The sequence below is a fragment of the Hyphomonas johnsonii MHS-2 genome, from assembly GCF_000685275.1.
GTDB lineage: Bacteria > Pseudomonadota > Alphaproteobacteria > Caulobacterales > Hyphomonadaceae > Hyphomonas > Hyphomonas johnsonii.
On record NZ_ARYK01000006.1, the window covers coordinates 41,416 to 60,508 of the forward strand.

Below are 19,093 nucleotides of genomic sequence, written 5' to 3' on the forward strand. Positions count from 1 at the left end.
GTCACGCGGGCGGGTGAAGGCGTCCGATCCGGCGCACTTCCCACCGCAGTTGAATGCCGCTGTGATCGAACACACGTGCACGGACGAGTTCGCCGAGAGCTTCAAGGTCTGCAGCCGTTGCGTCGCCCGTATTGATCAGGAAGTTGCAGTGTTTTTCCGAAACCTGTGCGCCACCCACACGCAAGCCGCGGCAGCCGGCCGCGTCGATGACCTTCCAGGCCGACCGCTGGTTCGGCGTTCCGGGCGGATCAGGATTGGCAAAGGTCGACCCGGACGTCTTGTCGCGTATCGGCTGGGTCTCTGCGCGGCGGGCCTGCAGGGTTTCGATATCCTTCAGGATGGCACCCGGATCGTCGGTGCCGTCGCCAGACAGGACAAGGCGCGTGACGATGAAGTCTTCCGGCAAGTCGGAATGACGGTAGGCCATCTGTACCGCTGGCAGGCCCTGGTCGCCCGAATCACCCTGATAGACAACGCGTTTGCCTGTGCGTGTAATGCCTTCAAGCGAGGTGAGGACATCCTTCAGTTCGCGGCCATAACACCCGGCATTGGTTCGCGTGGCCCCGCCGATCGAGCCGGGAATGCCCGACAGGAATTCGAGGCCCCGCGTGCCATTGGCCGCAGCGGCCTTGGCGACCGAGAGGTCGAGTGCGCCGGCACCAGCCGTCAGTGTCGTCGCATCAACCGCGGTGATCTCACCCCAGTGCTTGCCCATCAGGCGGATGACGACGCCTTCGATGCCACCATCGCGGACGATCAGGTTGGAACCGACGCCCAGCACGGTGACGGGAATGGCCGGGTCCAGCGCCTGCAGGAACGCTGACAGGTCGTCCGTGTCGGCCGGCAGGAACAGCCAGTCGGCGGCGCCGCCCACGCGGAACCACGTATAGGGCGCCAGCACGGCATCTTTCAAAAGCTTGCCACGGACGGGCGGAAGGGGAGGCGAGACAGTCACGCCGATGGCGTCGCCGGAGTTCGGGCCGGTGTCAAGCAGGGGGTGGTGAGGGCCGGGTCAGACCGGACGCGCCGCTGCGCCGGGGGCGGCAGCCAGTTTCTGGGCCTGTCCGACCCAGTTGTCGCGCTGGATACGGCCCTTGAAGTGCATCAGCTTGCTGTCGACCCATTTGACATCTTCCGGCGTCCATTCGGCGATCTGCCAGAAATAGTAGACACCGATTTCGTTGAGCAGTTCGCCGAGCATCGGGCCGACACCGATGATCTTCTCGAGGTCGTCGGCATCCCCGAAGGCAGCTTCGACGAGGAGGTTGGCTTCATCATCCTCGCGGCGGGCCTCGTTGATCGGGTCAGCGTCACGCGGCGGTTTCGCAAGCGGCGCCGTTGCAACCACGCGTTCGGTGCGCGGCGTCGACAGGGGCGCGGTGCGGACCGTCACCTCCCGTTCCGTGCGCTGGACGGCTGGTTCGCTGCGTGCCTTGAGGGTGTGGTGGATGGCGGCCAGGCCATACTCGATCGCGTTGAGGCGGTTTTCGACAGCCTCGAGGTCGAGGCGGCCTTCCATCGTTTCAACGGCGTACAGGACCGGGGACAGGTCAGGCGGGGCCTGGGTCAGGAAGGCTTCCTGCAGGCCGGCGAGCCGGCGTTCAACCGGGGCGAGGTCCGGCGCTGGCGGCTGGGCGTTCCGCAAGGCGCCGATGGATTCTTCCAGCATGGCGAGGCGCCCCAGCAATGGCTGGAAATTCGGCTCCGGGATGATGAAGTTGGAGATCATCTGTTCGACACGGACAAGGCGCTGCTCGAGCGGGCCGAGGTCTGCGGGTTTAAGGGCTGCCATGCCGCCGGAAAGGGCCGTGAGGCTGTCTGAAAGCGCGGCCAGACGCGTGTCCATGCTGCCGATCTGGCCCTGTACGGGCGCAAGATCTGTCTCCGGCCGGTCGAGGCCGGCAATTGTCAGATCCAGGCGGGCAAGGCCGCTGTGCAGGGGGCCGAGATCGACTTCGGGAATGCGTATGCCATTCAGGCCTTCCTCGATCTTCACGAGACGCGCTTCGACCTGTTCGAGCGCAGCAAGCGAAGCGGACAGGCCGGACAGGGCGCCTTCGACATCGGCAAGGCGGGCCTGCACGGCATCGACATCCGGGCGCGGTGCAGCGAGGCCGGTTTCGATTTCGCCAAGTTTGCCTTCGAGGCCGCTGAGGTCGGTCTCCGGCACATGGATCGCGCCGACCGCCGCCTCGACTGCCGCAACCCGCTCCATCAGGGGTGACAGGTCCGGTTCCGGCAGGCCGCTGATCGCGGACGACAGCAGGCCGACACCGGCGTCGAGTTCGTCGCGGGTCACGGCGTGCGGGCGTGCGTTCATCGCCTCCAGCTGTTCGGTCAGCTGGGCATGGCTTTCAGTGATGTCTTCGTACCGGTTCTTCATCCACCAATAGGCAAGTCCGGCCCCAAGCACGGCGGCGAGGAGCAGGAGGACGAAGATCTGGGTCAGGAGAAACAGCATGGTTGTAAACTTTCAGGCCAAGAAGACCTCATTTGCCTTGCAGCGGTCAATCAGATGCGCGGATGACGCGAATTTCGATGCGCCGGTTGCGGGCGCGGCCCTCGGGCGTGGCATTGTTCCCGACCGGCGCAGTGGCGCCAAAGCCCTGGGCGATCAGGCGGTCAGCGGGGACGCCCCGGGCGATCAGGGCATCGCGGACAGCTTCCGCCCGTGCTTCGCTCAGCAGGTCGTTCGCATTCGGGTTTCCGAGACTGTCGGTATGGCCTTCGATGCGCAGCGTGCCGGGGCAAGCCGCCGCGGCGGCGGCGATCCGTTGCAGCAGGTTAGAGCTTGCCGGTGCGATCTTCGCGCTGGACGGGGCAAATTCGATCCGCGCATCGCCGAGCAATTGCCCGAGCGAGCTTTCGCATGAGGCGACCGCGCCGTCCGGCAGGATATCGACATTGCCGAGGCGCCCGACCGGAAGCGGGGCCATCACGAGGCGTCTCACCGTTTCGGCCTCAGCATCCGGCAGGTCACAGGCCAGCGAGAATTCGCCCGCGAGGAACGAGGCCGTTCCGCTATCGCATTTTGCCACCGTGTTCACGCCGCGAAGCGCGATGTTCAGGTATCCGACATCGCCAGAGACATCGGCCACGGTGAGTTGGTCGTCTATGCGCGCCAGCCGTGGCGGGTCCAGCGCCATCCCGGCGGCCTGGAGCAGCGTGTCGCGGGTGACGGCGTCCGGCACCTGGCCGGTGAGTGACAGCGCGCCATCGGCAAGCTTGAATGTCCATTCCGGCTCGGGCGCGTCGGAGACTTCTTCGCGCGGCCAGACGAAGTTTTCGTTGACCCGCGTCACCGGGCGCGCCGGGCCGAGCCAGGTCGGCACGCGGGCATTGCGGATGGCGATCAGCAATTGTTCGCCCTCAAGGCGCGACGGCGGTGCGCCTTCGAGCGTCACCCACTGGCCCGACACCATCGGGTGCGCCCAGATCGCACCGTTCTGGTCGATCGCCTGCCGGGTGGCACGTGTGGCCGATTGTTCGATGATCTGCTGCGCGAAGGGCACCAGCGCAAACAGCAGCAGGAACAACAGGCCCCCCAGCGGAAGCAGCCCGAAGGGCACGAACGGCAGGTCGGTCCGCGACGTGCGGCGCACTCGCCGGGTCGTTCGGCGTATCGTTCCGCCGGCATTGTCGGACATGGTCTGGCTCCGTCAGGGACACGAAAGGACCGGATTAAACAGGTGCAGGCGGAAAGCCGCAAGCCAATGCCCCATTGGGGCGAAGGTGGCGTGCACCCGCAGCCAGGCGCTCTAGCTGAAAGGCAGGGCTGTCCAGACCCGGAACAGCAGGTAGATCGCGCTGGCCAGGCCTGCACCTGCGGCGACGAGCACGAACCCGTCGCGTGCCGTCAGGCCGAGGCCGAACAGGAGCACGGTCAGGCCGGGCAGCACCGGTCCGAACGGGATGAGCCCGAGCGGGAAGGTGACCAGCGCAGCAGCGATACAGACCAGTGCGGACAGGCCGATGAAAGGGGGCTGCGACAGGAAGGCGAGGCGCGGTTTCAGCACCTTGTCGACCGGCCGGGCATATTTCCGCGCCTGGTCCACGCCAGCAACCAGAGCCGAACGCGGGAAGGAAAGATCAAGCACGCGTTTCGGCACCCACGGAAACGCCCGCCCCAGAACGATCTGCCCCGCAATCAGCAGGGTGATCAGGGCAACCAGCCAGCTGGTGCCCGGAATGATCGTCAGGGGCGTGATCGCGATGAACCCGAGCAACAGCAGGATCGGCCCATAGGACCGGCGGCCGACCGCGTTGAGCATGTCGCGCACGGTGACATGCTCGCCAGTCGTCTGCTCCGTCAGGCGCGCCATGAGCGATTCGAGGTTGTTTACCTTGGCCATGCCCGTTTCCTAACCCGATCAGACGCGTGTGCACATCTCTATCGTGTCGGACGGGGATTGGTTCCCTAGGCCGCCTTGCTGCGCTTGGCCTTGCGGGCTTCGAGCTTGTTGACCGCGTGGAGATAGGCCTTGGCGCTGGCAACCAGCGTGTCGGGATCGGACGAGCGCCCGGTTGCCATGATGCCTTCGCCATTGAGGCGGACCGACACGGTTGCCTGGGCGTCCGTGCCGCCCGTGACGGCGTGGACCTGGTAGAGCTCCAGCTTGCCGTCGTGCGGCACGATCTGCCGGATTGCCAGGAATACCGCGTCGACCGGGCCATTGCCGCGCGCGATGGCATACTTCTCTTCGCCGTCGACCGTCAGGTCGATCTCTGCGGTTTGCGGGCCGTCGGTGCCGCAGACGACGCGCAGCCGCTGGAAGACGATCCGCCCGCCTTCGGCAGACAGCTGGTCGTCGACAAGCGCGATGATATCATCGTCGAACACGTGTTTCTTCTTGTCCGCCAGGGCCTTGAAGCGTTTGAAGGCATCATTCAGGGGCTCGCCCTCGAGGAAATAGCCCATGCTTTCCAGCTTGTCGCGGAAGGCGTGACGGCCGGAATGCTTGCCCATGACCAGCGAGGTCTGCGCGACGCCGACGTCTTCCGGCTTCATGATCTCGTAGGTTTCGGCATTTTTCAGCATGCCATCCTGGTGGATGCCGCTTTCATGCGCGAACGCGTTCTTGCCGACGATCGCCTTGTTGAACTGCACGGGGAAGCCCGTGATGCGACTGACCATGGCCGAGGCGCGCGACAGGTAGGCCGGCTTGACGGCCGTCGAGAAGGGCAATGTGTCTTCGCGCACCTTCATGGCCATGACGACTTCTTCCAGAGCGGCATTGCCGGCGCGTTCGCCGAGGCCGTTGATGGCGCATTCGATCTGGCGAGCACCATTCGCCACAGCCGAGATGGAGTTGGCGACGGCAAGGCCGAGATCATTGTGACAATGCGCCGACCAGATGACCTTGTCCGAATTGGCGACATTCTCGATCAGGCGGCGGAACAGCGCGCCGTATTCGTCAGGGTGGGAATAGCCGACCGTGTCGGGCACGTTGATCGTCGTGGCACCGGACGCAATCGCAAGGTCGATGCACTTGCACAGGAAATCGAACTCGGTGCGCGTTGCATCCTCGGCGCTCCATTCGACATCGTCGGTATGGTTGCGGGCCTGCGCGACCGAGCGGCCGACAGCTTCGAGCACGGCGTTCGCGCCCATTTTCAGCTTGTGCTTCATGTGCACGGGGCTGGTCGAGATGAAGGTGTGGATGCGCGGGCGGGCGGCATGCTTGACGGCTTCGGCGCAGCGTTCGATGTCGCTGGGCGTGGAGCGGGCAAGGCCGCAGATGATGGCGCTTTTCGACTGGGCAGCGATGGCGCTGACAGCGGCGAAGTCACCGTCGGAGGCCGCGGGGAAACCGGCCTCGATGACGTCGACACCCATGTCTTCCATCAGGCTCGCGAGTTCGAGCTTTTCCGTATGGGTCATGGATGCGCCGGGCGACTGTTCGCCGTCACGCAGGGTCGTGTCGAAAATTCGGATATGGGGATTGGCAGTCATGGTTTTGCGGCTCTGCTTGAAGTGTGAGGGGGCTGGAACATTCCCCTGGCCGCGCGACTACCCCTAGGCAGACGGCTCCGGCCAGGGGCCAGTAAGCAGGAGATCAAGGGGCAAAATTTTCCACATGAGGGGTTTATTCATCTGGTTTCGCCCCTGTGTCAACCGGCTTATCGCCGATCAGGGGAACAGATTGCCCCTTCGGACCGAGGCGCGTTCGGGCATAGAGGGCAATCGCGCCATAGATGGCTGCAGCCACCATCGCCGTGAGGATGGCGACGCCGGGATTGCCCTTCAGGGCGGCAAACAGGCTCTGGCCTGCGAAGGCAATGAGGGCCAGCTTGGGCAGGACCCCGAACGCCATGCCGATGGCAAAGTCGCGATACTTCGCGGTGCTGACGCCGAACGCCATGTTGACCACGATGAACGGGCCGGTCGGCACATTGCGCACCAGCGCGCTGGTCGCGAGCGCATTGCGGCCGACGAACGCGGCAAGGCGGTTGGCTGTTGCGCCGGCATAACGGCGGAACATCTGTTCGCCGGCCAGGCGGCCGACCCAGAATGTCAGAGAGCCGGAACACATGTTCGCGATCCACGCATAGGTAAAGCCGAGCCACGGGCCGAACACGGCGACGGCGGCGGCGATGAGGGCGAATTGGGGAACTCCGAGAAAGGCGGCGCCGCAGAAGACGAGGATCACGGCGGGCAGGCCCCAGGGGCTGCCGGCGACGGTTTCCATCCACGTGTTGAGCAACTCTACCCGCGGCAGAAGGCCGAGCTTGCCCATGATGAAGATGACGAGCACGGCGACGAGCAGGCCACCGCCGAGAAGCAATGTCCGGCGGGCCGGCTGGCTGGCGGTCTTGTCAGTCTGGCTCATGCGCGCATCGAATGCGGCCAGTGCGCCCTTGCGTCAAGCAGTCTGTTGCACTGCGTTTGCTACGCGGCCGCGCCCTCTGCACCGGCGGCGGCACTCGCCCAGGCCCACTGGAAATTATAGCCGCCGAGCCAGCCGGTCACGTCGACGCATTCGCCGATGAAATAGAGTCCGGCAAGGTGGCGGCTCTCCATGGTTTTCGACGAGAGGCCGGACGTGTCTATCCCGCCCGCCGTGACCTCTGCCGTGCGCCACCCTTCGGTGCCGGCCGGGCGTACGACCCATGACGACAGGGCGCCGGCAAGGGTGTCGAGTGTGGCGTGGGAGGTGTCGGCGAGGCGGGACGTGGGCGTGGTGTGGGTGCGGCTGAGGACGAGGTGGGCGAGGCGGGAGGGGAGAAGCGCCTCAAGCGCGGAGGCAAGCGTCTGCTGTGGCCGGTCGCGCTTGGCGGTCTTCAGGGTCCCGGCAATGTCGGTGCCGGGCAGCAGCGTAAGCGTCACCGGCTCGCCGGGCGACCAGTAGGATGAGACCTGCAGGATGGCGGGGCCGGAAAGGCCGCGATGGGTGAACAGCATGGCCTCGTCGAAGGCGGCCCGGTCGGTGCTGGCGCGCACGTCACAGGCGACGCCGGAGATTGACGCGAAGTCGTCATGGTCCGCGCCCGTGAAGACGAACGGCACGAGGGCCGCACGGGTCTGGACGATGGCGTGACCGAACTGGCGGGCAATGTCGTAGGCGAGGCCGGAGGCGCCCATTTTCGGGATGGACAGGCCGCCGGTGGCGATGACGAGTTTCGGCGCGGCCAGCCGCCCGCCCGACGTGTCGACCGTGAACAGGCCGTCGGCGTGGCTGACGGACGTGACCTGGGTATTCAGGCGCAGTTCGCCGCCACCGGCGTCCAGTTCATCCAGCAACATCCTGATGATGGCGCCGGCCTTCTGGTCGCAGAAGAGCTGGCCGAGCGTCTTCTCGTGCCAGGTGATTTCGTGGCGGGCCAGCAGATCGAGAAAATCCTGCGGCGTGTAGCGGGCAAGCGCCGACTTGGCGAAATGCGGGTTCTCGGAAATGAATCGGTCGGGCGCAGTGTGGATATTGGTGAAATTGCATCGTCCGCCACCCGAAATGCGGACCTTCTCGGCAGGTTTTGCCGCATGATCGATGACAAGCACCTTGCGCCCCGCCCGTCCCATGCGGCTGGCGCAGAACAGGCCAGCGGCGCCGGCGCCCAGAACGACGGCGTCGAATGCAGGGGAGGGGGGCGCAGCGGGCATGGCTGGCCTATGCCGCAGGCGGGGTGCGGCGTGCAAGCCTGATCCACCGCCGGGACAGCTTACTTCGTCTGGCCACCATCGACGGGCAGGATAGCGCCAGTGACGAAGCTGGCCAGCGGGCTGAGCAGGTAGGCCGCTGCCGAACCGATTTCGTCGGGGCGACCGAACCGGTTGAGCGGCACTTCACGGCGGATCCATTTTTTCCAGGCTGCGCCGCGCTCGCCTTCGGAGCGGGTTTCCCAGTCGCCGCCGGGGAAGATGATATTGCCGGGGGCAATCGCGTTGACGCGCACACCGGACGGCCCCGCCACGCGGGCAAGCTCCTTGGCGAGGTGGTTCATCGCCGCCTTGGAGGTGCCATAGGTGACGGGCGTGCCAAGTGCGCCGAGACCGGCGATGGAGGTGATCATCAGGACCGAGCCTTCGCTGCGCGGCGTCATCTGGCGCAGGGCCGAACGGGCGAGCTTGAAGGCCGAATCGAGATTCTGGCTGATGCCGCCATCCCAGGTTTCGTCGTCCACTTCAAATCCGGGCGGGCAGGGGTGGAGGCCGATATTGGCAACTGCGCCCCAGAGCGGGCCGAATTCGGTTTCGATTGCAGCAATCATCGTGTCGATCGTGCCGGAATCGCGCAGGTCTCCCGCCCGGGCCCAGAGCCTGTCTTCGCCATATTGCTTGGCGAGGCGGGCGCGTTGTTCCTCCAGCGCCTCGGCGCCGCGCGCGGCCATGGCGACTTTTGCGCCTTCCGCGAGGCAGGCTTCGACAATGCCAAGCCCGATGCCCCGGCTGGCGCCTGCCACGAAAATCACCTTGTCCTTCAATCCGAGGTCCATGCCCGTCAGTCTCCCTTTTGCTTTATTACTGTGTCTGTAGGCGGTTCAGCTGCCGGGTCAAACGGTGCCTTGCGACTGATCACGAACGCGGCGCCGATGGCCAGCAGGCCGAGGCTGCCGGCCATCGCCCAGGGCATCTGCCAAAACAGGAAGATCGTCCCGGCGGCGGCGAGCGCCATGCCCGACAGGGCGGCGGCCTTGCTGCGCATGTTCATCCGGCCGTGTTCGGCGAACGTCCGGATCGGTTCGCCGATGCCCGGCCGCGCATAGATCCACGCGGCCCAGGCGGGGTTGGAACGGGCAAAGGCAAGCGCTGCGGCGATCCAGAAGATCGTTGTCGGCCAGACCGGGAGCACCAGGCCGATCGCGCCCAGCGCGAATGCGATAAGTCCGAAGATCCGCCAGGCCCACATGGGGGCATTCTTCGGGTGGATTGGAACGGCTGGCAAGCCGGTGCGGAGCGCACGGCGAATGCCAATGGCGTGAAGAATTTGCAATAATCCTTTGAATTGACCCAATCGCGCCCTGTTCGCGCCGCGGCGAAGGTGTGTAAGGATGCGATAAGAAGATCAGAGGAGTGGGAACATGTCGCACGACACTTTCGGCAAGCGGGGAACCTTTCGGGTCGTACTGGCAGCCATGTTGTTCGCCGTGGCGGCTGCATGTGGCGGTGGGTCTGACAAGGCCAAGACGCCTGACGTCGCCAGCAGCGCGGGTGAAGTTGTCCAGCGCTCGCCCAAGGATCGGGTCGCCGCGCGCCAGCGCGAACAGCGCCGCCAGAAGGCCCTTGATGCCCAGGCGCAGGAGTTCTCCTATTTCCGTTACCGGATCGACACCAGCGCCGATCAACCGCTGGCCTGTCTCGTTTTCTCTGCCGCGCTCGACCCGAAAACCGACTATTCGCCGTTCGTCGAGTTCCGCCCCGCGTTCCGGCCGGCGCTCAGCGTCGAGGGCCGCGAGCTGTGCATCGGTGGCCTGACCTTCGGGACGAGCCGCACGGCGACGATCCTGTCCGGCCTGCCGGCCGCTGACGGGCGCACCTTGAAGGGCGAAGAGACGGTCGCGATCGATTTCGCCGACCGGCCGCCGTATGTCGGCTTCAAGGGGGCGGGCGTCATCCTGCCGCGCGAGGATGCCGACGGCCTGCCAATCGAAACGGTCAATGTCGACAAGGTGAAGATCACGGTGTCGCGCATCAATGACCGCGCGCTGGCCTTCAAGAGCATCAGCGAAGGCGAAACCAGCGCGCAGGGACGCTATTCCTATTCCTGGGGTGAAGACGATCCGAGTGACGTGGAAGCAGAAATCTGGTCCGGCACGATGGAGGTTCCCTCCGAGCAGAACGCGCCGGTAATCTCGGTCTTCCCGCTGCAGGATGTCATCGGCACGCTGGAGCCTGGCGCCTATTATGTCCGCGTCACCGACGCGGCGGAGCTGAATGCTGCCGAAGGCCCGCCTGCGTCGTCCAGTCGCTGGATCATGCTGACCGACCTCGCGATCACCGCCTATGAAGGCGAGAACGGCCTCGACGTGACCCTGCGCTCGCTGCAGGACGGCAAGCCCGTTCCGGATACGGACGTCCAGCTTGTGGCCATGAACAATGAAATCCTGGCCGAGACCCGCAGCAACGAACAGGGCCGGGTTGCGTTCGACAAGCCGATCATCAGCGGGCAGGGCAACCTGGCTCCGAGAATGCTGCTGGCGTTCAGCGCCAAGGGTGAACTCGCGGCACTGGACCTGACACGGGCACCGGTGGACCTGTCTGAGCATGCTGTCGGCGGACGCCGCACGCCCGGTCTGGTCGATGCCTATGTCTATACGGATCGCGGCATCTACCGGCCCGGCGAGACAGTCGAGATTTCGGCGCTGCTGCGCGACCGGACCGGACGGCAGATTTCGTCCCGTGCCGGCAATCTGGTCATCTATCGCCCGAACGGCCTGGTTGCGACCAAGGTGCGGTTCGACGACCCGGAGTCGGGCGCGGTCCTCAATGGCTTCGACCTGCCGAGGGGCGCCTCGCGTGGCCAGTGGCGGGCTGTCATCGAAATGGACGGCATGGCCGAGCCTGCCGGGACGGCGCGGTTCTCGGTCGAGGATTTCGTGCCCCAGCGGATCGCGGTCGACCTGACAGGCGACGACAAGACGCCGATCAAGGTTGGCGGCAGTGTCGACCTGAGCGTTGCCTCGCGGTTCCTCTACGGGGCGCCCGGCGCGGGCCTGACCGTCAAGTCAGAAGCGCGTATCGAGCCCCAGCAGAACCCGTTCCCGGCATTCGACGGCTTTGAATTCGGTCGCCATGACGCAACGTTCGAGGAACGCATCGTCGAACTCCCTGACCAGACAACGGACGGGGCCGGCAATGCGACAGTGCGCGTGGCACCGGGCTCAGCCGGCAGCAATGCCGGGCGTCCGCTGCGGATCAATGCCGTGGTCAGCGTGCTCGAGCCTGGCGGCCGCGCGGTCACCGAGAGCCTGCGTGTGCCCTACCGGCCGGAGAGTCTTTATATCGGCCTGAAGCCCGGTTTCGAGGATTCCGTCGATGAAGGCGGCGATTCGGTCTTCCAGGTCGTCGCGGTCAATTCCGATGGCGTGGCTGTTGGCCAGCGCCTGAAATGGAAAATGCTCGCGATCGACTACCATTATGACTGGTACCGCGATGGCGATGAGTGGCGCTGGCGCCGGTCGCGCACGGTGACCAAGGCGAACGAGGGTGTCGTGACGACGCCGGCTGGCGGAACCGCCGAGATCAAGGTCAGCGGCCTCGAATGGGGCAGCCATGAACTCGTGGTCGAAGCTGAAGGCGTCAATGTCGGCGCCCAGGCCAGCAATGCGTTCTATGTCGGCTGGGGTGGCCGTGTGTCCGGTGACGGTGTCGAGGCACCCGACCGGGTTCGCGTGATCGGCCCGGACAAGTCTCCGTCGCCCGGCCAGACGGCCGTGATGACGATCATCCCGCCTTATGACGGGCAGGCCCAGATCGTCGTGGCAACCGATACGGTCCTGTCGGTCCAGAACCTGGCCGTCACGGCGGCCGGTACCCGCGTGACCTTGCCGGTGACGGATGCCTGGGGCGAGGGCGCCTATGTCATGGTCAACGTCTATACCCAACGTGACCCGATCCTGCAGGCCAAGCCGCGCCGTGCGGTGGGCGTGGTGAACGTGCCGGTCAACATGGACGCGCGTACATTCGCCCTGACGATCGCCGCGCCGAAGGTGGCCCGCCCGCGCGGCGAACAGGTGGTCGAGGTCAGTTTCGGCAATGGCCCGCGCGAGCCGGTGTTCCTGACCCTGGCCGCCGTGGACGAGGGCATCCTGCAGCTCACCAAGTTCAAGAGCCCCGACCCGGTCAGCTATTATTACGGCCAGAAGGCGCTCGGCGTTGAACTCTATGACGATTACGGCCGCCTGCTGGACCCGAACATGGGCCTGCCGGCAGAGGTGCGCACCGGTGGTGACCAGCTCGGCGGTGAAGGCCTGACGGTTGTGCCGACCAAGTCGGTGGCGCTGTTCTCCGGCCTCGTCGATGTCGGCCGGTCCGGCAAGGCGAAGATCCGCTTCGATGTGCCGGACTTCAACGGCGAACTGCGCCTGATGGCGGTGGCATGGTCGAAGACCGGGCTTGGCAGCGGCGAGTCGAAGATGACCGTGCGCGACGAAGCGCCGTCCGAGATGATCCTGCCGCGCTTCCTGGCGCCGGGTGATGAAGCGTTCCTGACGGCCAGCATCGACAATGTCGAACTGCCTGCCGGCGAGTTCAGGGCCGACATAACCGGATCAGGTCCGCTGACCGTTGCCGACAGTCACTTCCGCAAGACCCTGCCGACAGGCCAGCGCTCGGATGCACCGGTGCGGGTGGATGCGACGACCGAGGGTATTTCCCAGGTTCGCATGGCGGTGACAGGGCCCAACAAGTTTGCGGTGACCCACACCTATGACATCCAGACCCGTTCGCCCTACCTGCCGGAAACCCGCTCGACGAGCGCGTTGATGCAGCCTGGCGACGAATACGCGATCGATCCGAAACTGCTCGCCGGCTATATCCCGGGATCGGTGGACGTGACGGTCGGCTATTCGAGCATTCCGGTCGACCCGGCGACGCTCTATGCCTCGCTCGACCGCTATCCCTATGGCTGCACCGAACAGACGGTGAGCCGGGCGCTGCCGCTGCTCTATTCCGAACAGCTGGTCGCGATGGGGGCGCGCGGGACGCGCGACAATGCGCGTGACCGCATCCAGACCGCCGTCAACACGCTGCTGAACCGGCAGAGCGCCGATGGCGCGTTCGGCCTGTGGCGTGAAGGTGACGGCAATGCCTCGCCATGGCTCGGCGCCTATGTGACGGACTTCGTCTATCGCGCCAAGGCCGAAGGCTATGAAGTGCCGGCTGAATCGCTTGACCGGGCCTATGGCGCGCTCAGGGCGATCTCGACCGGCGACCAGTGGCGCGTCTACGGCTATGATACGGACGTCTATGAAAGCCGGTATTCCAACGATACCGCCGAGCAGATGATGTACCGGGCGTCGGCCTATTCGCTCTATGTCCTGGCCAAGGCAGGGGAGGCGGACATTTCCCGCCTGCGCTACCTGCATGACCGGGAACTGCCGAAGATCAACAGCCCGCTCGCCCGTGCCCAGATCGGGGCCGGCCTGGCCCTGCTCGGCGACCGGTCGCGCGCCACATCGGCGTTCGAGTCGGCGGAAAAGGCGCTCGGCTACACCAATACCGGCGATTACTACCAGACGCCGCTGCGTGACGTTGCAGGTGTCATGGCCCTTGCCAGCGAAGCCGACATGGCGCCTGTCGTCGCCCGTCTCGCCGAAAAGCTCGGCAAGGACGTGCCCGACGCCGACACGCTGACGACGCAGGAAAAGGCGTTCATCCTGCTGGCGGTGAATGACTTCAACAGGGGTGAGAATGCGTTCCGCCTGGTCGTTGAAGGTCTTGGCCGCAACAAGGACAACCAGCGCCAGTACCTGATTTCGGAAGAGCAGGTCGCCTCGGGCGTCACGTTCAAGCTCGAAGGCAAGGCGCCGATGTTCCGGACCGTGATGGTCACCGGCGCACCTGAAAAGGCGCCGCCAGCCGCGTCTTCGAAACTGAAGGTCGACAAGACCTACTTCACGATGACTGGCGGGAAGGTCGACCTTTCGCGGGTCAACCAGGGTGACCAGCTGGTCGTGCGCCTGACGGTCACGCCGGAAGAGCGCCGCCTCAACCCGGTGATCGTGGCCGACCTGCTGCCGGCCGGCTTCGAGATCGAAACGGTGCTGAAGCCCGCAGACGGCAAGCGCACCAACAATACGTCAGGGGCTTTCGCCTTTGTCGGCGAGATTGCCCAGGCCCAGTCCGAGCAGGCACAGGATGACCGCTTCGTCGCGGCCGTCGATGTCTATGGCGATGCCAAGACGCTGGCCTATGTCGTGCGCGCGGTGACGGCCGGTGATTTCGCCATGCCGGGCGTTGTTGCCGAGGACATGTATCGGCCGGCGGTCTATGCCCGCTCGCGTCCGGGACGTGTCGTAATCACCGGGGCACCGGGCACGACTGCAGGAGGCAAGTAGGCCCATGAGCCAGCCGGGGCGCCTGCTTGCGGCCCTTGCGGTCCTTCTGGCGGCGGTGTTCGGGCTTGATGCGCTGTTCCCGCCGCCGCTGGCCAGGGCCGGGCATATCTCGGCCATGGTCACCGACCGGCAGGGCAAGCCGCTGCGCGCCTTTCCGACCGATGATGGCCGCTGGCGGTTCCGTGGCGATCTCGACAAGATCGACCCGGAATTCGTCGAGGCCCTGATCCGCGTCGAGGACAAGCGCTTCCGCCAGCACCAGGGCACCGACTGGATCGGCATGGCGCGGGCGGCGGTGGATTCCGTTTTCGCCGGCCGGATCGTGTCCGGTGGATCGACCATCACGATGCAGACGGCGCGCATGCTTGAGCCGCGCGACCGCACCATCGGGTCGAAACTGATCGAGATCATCCGGGCCCGGCAGATCGAACACCGGCTCAGCAAGGACGAGATCCTCGAACTCTACCTCACGCTGACACCCTATGGCGGTAATCTCGAAGGCGTGCGGGCGGCAAGCTGGAGCTATTTCGGGCACGAAGCGGACCGCCTGTCGGACGACGAGATCGCGCTGCTGATCGCGTTGCCCCAGTCGCCGGAAGCGCGGCGCCCGGACCGGCGGCCGGTCCAGGCCGCCAGGGCGCGTGACTGGGTCGCGGAAAAGCTGGCAAATTATGGCGTGTTTTCCGAAGCGGACGTCGCCGACGTTGCGGCCTTGCCAGTGCCGGGGCGCCGCCGGGATTTCCCGGATCGCGCCTGGCATGGCACAGCCAAGGCGCTCGCCAGCGGGCCGCGCGGTGATGTGCGCTCGACTCTCGACTCCAGCCTGCAGGCCGAGGTCGAGCGGATTGCGCTGACCCGGGCGGACGCGGCAGGCCCCGAGGTGCAGGTTTCGGTACTGGTCGTGGACATCCCGACCCGGGCAGTACGGGCCATTGCCGGGTCGGCCTCGCGCGACCGGCCGGGCGGCTGGCTTGACCTGACGGCGCAGGCGCGCTCGCCGGGATCGACGCTGAAACCCTTTATCTATGCGATGGCCTTCGATGACGGCTCGGCCGCGCCGGACACGCTGATCTCCGACCTGCCGAGGCGGTTCGCCGCCTACCAGCCGGAGAATTTCGACCGCATGTTCCGCGGCGACGTGCGTGTGTCGGACGCGCTGCAGCACTCACTCAACGTGCCGGCGGTGATGATGCTCGACAAGGTCGGGCCCGAACGGTTCGCCGCGCAGTTGGCACTGGCAGGCGCCAGCCCGCGGATTGCCGGGTCTGCCAGCCATGAGGCCGGGCTGGCGATCGCGCTTGGCGGGGCTGGCCTGACGGCGCGCGAGCTGGCCGTGCTGTATGCCGCGCTCGGCGACAAGGGCGTTGCCAAGCCACTGGTCTGGCGGGCCGACGCGGAACCGGCCAGCCGCGCCCTGCCGGGCCAGCGCCTGATCGGTGAGGCCAGCGCTGACGAGATTATCCGCATCCTGCAGAATGGCCCGACGCCGGAAGGCCGGGTGCCGGGTCGCCTGACGGAGAATGCGCCGCAGATCGCCTTCAAGACCGGTACGTCATACGGCTTCCGCGACGCGTGGGCTGCGGGCGTGGCCGGCGACCTTGCGATCGTGGTCTGGGTCGGGCGCGCCGACGGGGCGCCGCGTCCGGGCGTTACCGGCGGCGATGTCGCCCTGCCGATCCTGTTCGAGATTGCCGACCGTGCGGCCCACCACCTGCGCGATGAAGGGGCCGCACGCGGCCGCCTGACGGCTGAAGCGCGGCCGAGGTCGAAGGGCGCGATCCGCGACTTTTCCGCTGACGCACCGCCACAGATCCTGTTCCCGCCGCGCGACGCCGAATTGTGGGCGGGAACCGTCGATGGCACGCCGGCAAAGGGGTTTGTCCTCGCCGGCCGGGGGGAGGGACAGCTCACCTGGTTCGTTAACGGAGCGCCTTGCGCCATTGATGACGCGGGCGCGCCCGTCTGGCAGCCGACCCGCGAGGGATTCTACATCGTCACTGCAGTGGATACTGCAGGACGGACGAGCCGGGTGCGTGTGCGCGTCCTGACCGGGCCTGCTTGACAACACAGCTTCGCCCCAAAATTGCCACTGCCTGACAACACGCGGTCAACACAAACCTGTTAACTGTGCAGTTGTCCTCTTTCCAGCAAAGGGGCGCATCCCATATGGGACTTTGGTAGGCGGCACGTACGCCTATAGTCGTGTTTAAGAGTTTGTCATGCGTAACCGTTCCGCCACCCTTATCGCCTTGTCTGCCGGGATTGCCGCGGCCGGTTTCGCGTTCATCTCGAGTGCCGGCGCAGAAGACCAGCCAGCAACCGAATCGGCCAAGCGCCTGTCGACGGCGGTGTTTGCCGGCGGCTGCTTCTGGTGCACCGAAGCGGATTTCGACAAGGTCGACGGCGTGATCGACACGATCTCGGGCTATACCGGTGGCGACGTGGCCAACCCGACCTACAAGCAGGTCAGCCACGAGACCACGGGCCATTATGAATCGGTCAAGGTGACCTATGATTCCGATGTCGTGTCGTATGACCAGCTGGTGACCTATTTCCTCCACCATATCGACCCGACCGACGCCTTTGGCCAGTTCTGCGACAAGGGCGACAGCTACCGGTCAGCCATTTTCGTTGCCAATGACGAAGAACGCCAGGTTGCCGAGAGCGATATTTCCGCAGTCGACGCGTCCCGCGTCCTGCCCAAGCCGGTCGTGACCAAGGTCCTTGCCACCAGCACGTTCTGGCCGGCCGAGGACTATCACCAGAATTATTACAAGAAGAACCCGTTGCGCTACAGCTACTATCGCTCGTCCTGCGGACGCGACAAGCGCATCGAGGCGCTCTGGGGCGACGCCGTCGCCACGCACTGAGCCGTTGGCCTAGGGGCAGGGCGGTTCCCGGAATTCGGACAGCCCCGCGTGACGCGCTTCCCAGTCTGCATCGTGCGGGTCCGGCGCAAAACCTGATGCAAGATAGAGATGGAAGCGCCGCGTGAGCGAGCAGCCGTTGCGGCGCGTGCCCAGCGGTATGGCGATTTCGCCGGCCGATTGGAACCGCCGGAAGTCACTGCGCAGCATCGGCCGCATTTCCGCATGCAGCGACACGACCAGCACATTCCCGTCGATCGGCGGCGCCAGCGGCCGGGATTCGGAAAAGCTCTTGGGCACGCCGTAGCGCCGCCAGGAAATCAGCGGGATCGTGCGGTCGCGCGCATAATAGTCGAGCCCGTGCCAGACTTCGCGCTCGTCGACGAGAACTGCGGTTGCGCCGAGATCTGCGGCCCGGCGGAACACTTCCTCGGCGGCCGTATCCCATCCGCGGGTGCGTTTCAGGGCATTGTCGAAGCCGAGATTGCTGGCGGTGGCTGCCGGCAGCAACGCGACGGTCATGAACGCTGCGGCGATGACGCCGTGCACCGCGAGGCTGGCCCAGAGAAGGCCGGATGGGCGGTGTTTCACGAAATGCCCGAAGCCAACCATCGCGGCGGCGACAAGGCTGCCCGCGGCCAGCCGTGCCCAGACGGGGACGTCCGGCACGAATTGCAGGGCCACGAATGTCAGGCCGGCGACAATCCACCAGAGCCGGCGATTGGGCCGGGCCCGTGTCAGCCAGGCGGCGACCAGCACGCTGGCGGCGGGCCAGGCGGTTGCAGCCCAGTTCGCATTCGCGCGCGAGAGCACGGCCTGGAACAGGATGATCACCAGAACCGGCAGGATGAAGCAGAGCAGCCAGCGGTCCCGCCCGGTCACGCCGGCATCCTCACTGCGCATCACGAACAGGCCGACGGCCAGCGACAGGAAACTGATCGGCCCGAAGACACCGATCTGGTCGACCAGGAACGTGATGGCGTGGTCCGGATGGATGAGGTCGCCGCCGAGATTGGCATTGTCGACCGTGTGGCTGACGGTCTTGAAATCGTTGGCAGCATTCCAGGCGAGGTGCGGCGCGAAGATGGCTGCGGCGACCGCCAGCGCGGCAAGCCCGTGCAGCGACAGCAGGGCGCGCCGCGTCTGCCGGTCCAGGAGCAGCGTCAGCACGATGCCGATGACAAAGTAGAGCATGGCGTATTTCGACAGGAACCCGGCGCCGACAGCGACGCCAAGGCCAACGGCGCTCGCCCACCCGCCTTCGCCGCTGCGCAGCCGCCAGAACGTGTAGAGCCCGGCGCACCAGAACGGCATCAGGACGCCGTCTGTCGAGATCACGGCGGATGACAGGATGACAGCCGGCATCAGTGCATAGCCGAGCGCGGCAAACATGCCGACGCGCGTGCCGTACATCGCCCGCCCCAGCAGCAGCAGGAACACGGCGCCCGCCATGTGCAGGAAGGGCGCGGCCAGCCGCACCGCCCATTCGGAATCACCAAACAGGGCCGTCACCCCATGGATCACCCAGGCGATCATCGGGGGCTTTGAATAATAGCCCCAGTCCAGCACTTCGCCCCACCGCCAGTATTGCGCTTCATCGGCATAGAGGTTGAGCGGGGAGAGGACGAGCGCCCCGACGCGAAGCAGGAGAATGGCCCCGAGGACCATCAGAACAGGCCTGAGACCCTCACTCGCCGAATCGGTTTCCGTGCGCTGCATGCGATCTCACCTTG

Annotated in this window: 13 protein-coding genes; 3 read left to right on the forward strand and 10 right to left on the reverse strand. The window is 65.8% G+C overall.

Going from position 1 to position 19,093, the window contains the following annotated elements:
* Position 1 precedes the first annotated feature (1 nt).
* The 9 genes from murB to HJO_RS12445 all read right to left on the reverse strand — a co-directional run bounded on the left by murB (position 2) and on the right by HJO_RS12445 (position 9,344).
* A complete protein-coding gene (gene murB / locus HJO_RS12405; protein ID WP_035617335.1) occupies positions 2 to 955 on the reverse strand; it encodes a UDP-N-acetylmuramate dehydrogenase in 954 nt (317 codons plus the stop codon).
* 57 nt (positions 956 to 1,012) lie between these two features.
* Positions 1,013 to 2,461 (reverse strand): hypothetical protein, encoded by a 1,449-nt coding sequence (locus HJO_RS17825; protein ID WP_051618561.1) that lies wholly within the window; start codon positions 2,459 to 2,461, stop codon positions 1,013 to 1,015.
* Between the two features lie 46 nt (positions 2,462 to 2,507).
* Positions 2,508 to 3,647 carry an OmpA family protein gene (locus tag HJO_RS12415; protein WP_035617343.1) on the reverse strand — a complete coding sequence of 380 codons (1,140 nt, stop codon included), beginning with the start codon at positions 3,645 to 3,647 and terminating at the stop codon, positions 2,508 to 2,510.
* Between the two features lie 111 nt (positions 3,648 to 3,758).
* Positions 3,759 to 4,352 (reverse strand): exopolysaccharide biosynthesis protein, encoded by a 594-nt coding sequence (locus tag HJO_RS12420; protein WP_035617345.1) that lies wholly within the window; start codon positions 4,350 to 4,352, stop codon positions 3,759 to 3,761.
* 65 nt (positions 4,353 to 4,417) lie between these two features.
* Positions 4,418 to 5,953, reverse strand: coding sequence for a 2-isopropylmalate synthase (locus HJO_RS12425; protein ID WP_035617347.1), 1,536 nt, complete (start codon positions 5,951 to 5,953; stop codon positions 4,418 to 4,420).
* Between the two features lie 133 nt (positions 5,954 to 6,086).
* Positions 6,087 to 6,830, reverse strand: a complete 744-nt coding sequence (locus tag HJO_RS12430; protein ID WP_051618562.1) for a TVP38/TMEM64 family protein — start codon at positions 6,828 to 6,830, stop codon at positions 6,087 to 6,089.
* 59 nt (positions 6,831 to 6,889) lie between these two features.
* Positions 6,890 to 8,098 (reverse strand): BaiN/RdsA family NAD(P)/FAD-dependent oxidoreductase, encoded by a 1,209-nt coding sequence (locus tag HJO_RS12435; RefSeq protein WP_035617349.1) that lies wholly within the window; start codon positions 8,096 to 8,098, stop codon positions 6,890 to 6,892.
* Positions 8,099 to 8,157: 59 nt separating this feature from the next.
* Positions 8,158 to 8,931, reverse strand: a complete 774-nt coding sequence (locus tag HJO_RS12440; RefSeq protein ID WP_035617351.1) for an SDR family NAD(P)-dependent oxidoreductase — start codon at positions 8,929 to 8,931, stop codon at positions 8,158 to 8,160.
* Positions 8,932 to 8,936: 5 nt separating this feature from the next.
* The gene (locus HJO_RS12445) at positions 8,937 to 9,344 is read right to left on the reverse strand and encodes a YbaN family protein (RefSeq protein ID WP_051618563.1); all 408 of its coding nucleotides are present in this window, start codon (positions 9,342 to 9,344) and stop codon (positions 8,937 to 8,939) included.
* Positions 9,345 to 9,516: 172 nt separating this feature from the next.
* Between HJO_RS12445 and HJO_RS12450 the strand changes: the two genes are divergently transcribed.
* The 3 genes from HJO_RS12450 (at position 9,517) to msrA (ending at position 17,363) form a co-directional block, all read left to right on the forward strand.
* The gene (locus tag HJO_RS12450) at positions 9,517 to 14,493 is read left to right on the forward strand and encodes an alpha-2-macroglobulin family protein (protein ID WP_084141970.1); all 4,977 of its coding nucleotides are present in this window, start codon (positions 9,517 to 9,519) and stop codon (positions 14,491 to 14,493) included.
* A gap of 4 nt (positions 14,494 to 14,497) precedes the next feature.
* Positions 14,498 to 16,555: a penicillin-binding protein 1C gene (gene pbpC, locus HJO_RS12455; RefSeq protein WP_035617354.1), complete on the forward strand. Its 2,058-nt coding sequence runs from the start codon at positions 14,498 to 14,500 to the stop codon at positions 16,553 to 16,555.
* Between the two features lie 157 nt (positions 16,556 to 16,712).
* The gene (gene msrA / locus HJO_RS12460; protein ID WP_035617357.1) at positions 16,713 to 17,363 is read left to right on the forward strand and encodes a peptide-methionine (S)-S-oxide reductase MsrA; all 651 of its coding nucleotides are present in this window, start codon (positions 16,713 to 16,715) and stop codon (positions 17,361 to 17,363) included.
* A gap of 9 nt (positions 17,364 to 17,372) precedes the next feature.
* On the opposite strand, the gene HJO_RS18715 is transcribed toward msrA, so the two are convergent.
* Entirely contained in the window at positions 17,373 to 19,079 is a 1,707-nt protein-coding gene (locus HJO_RS18715) for an ArnT family glycosyltransferase (RefSeq protein WP_051618564.1), read from the reverse strand.
* Positions 19,080 to 19,093 lie beyond the last annotated feature (14 nt).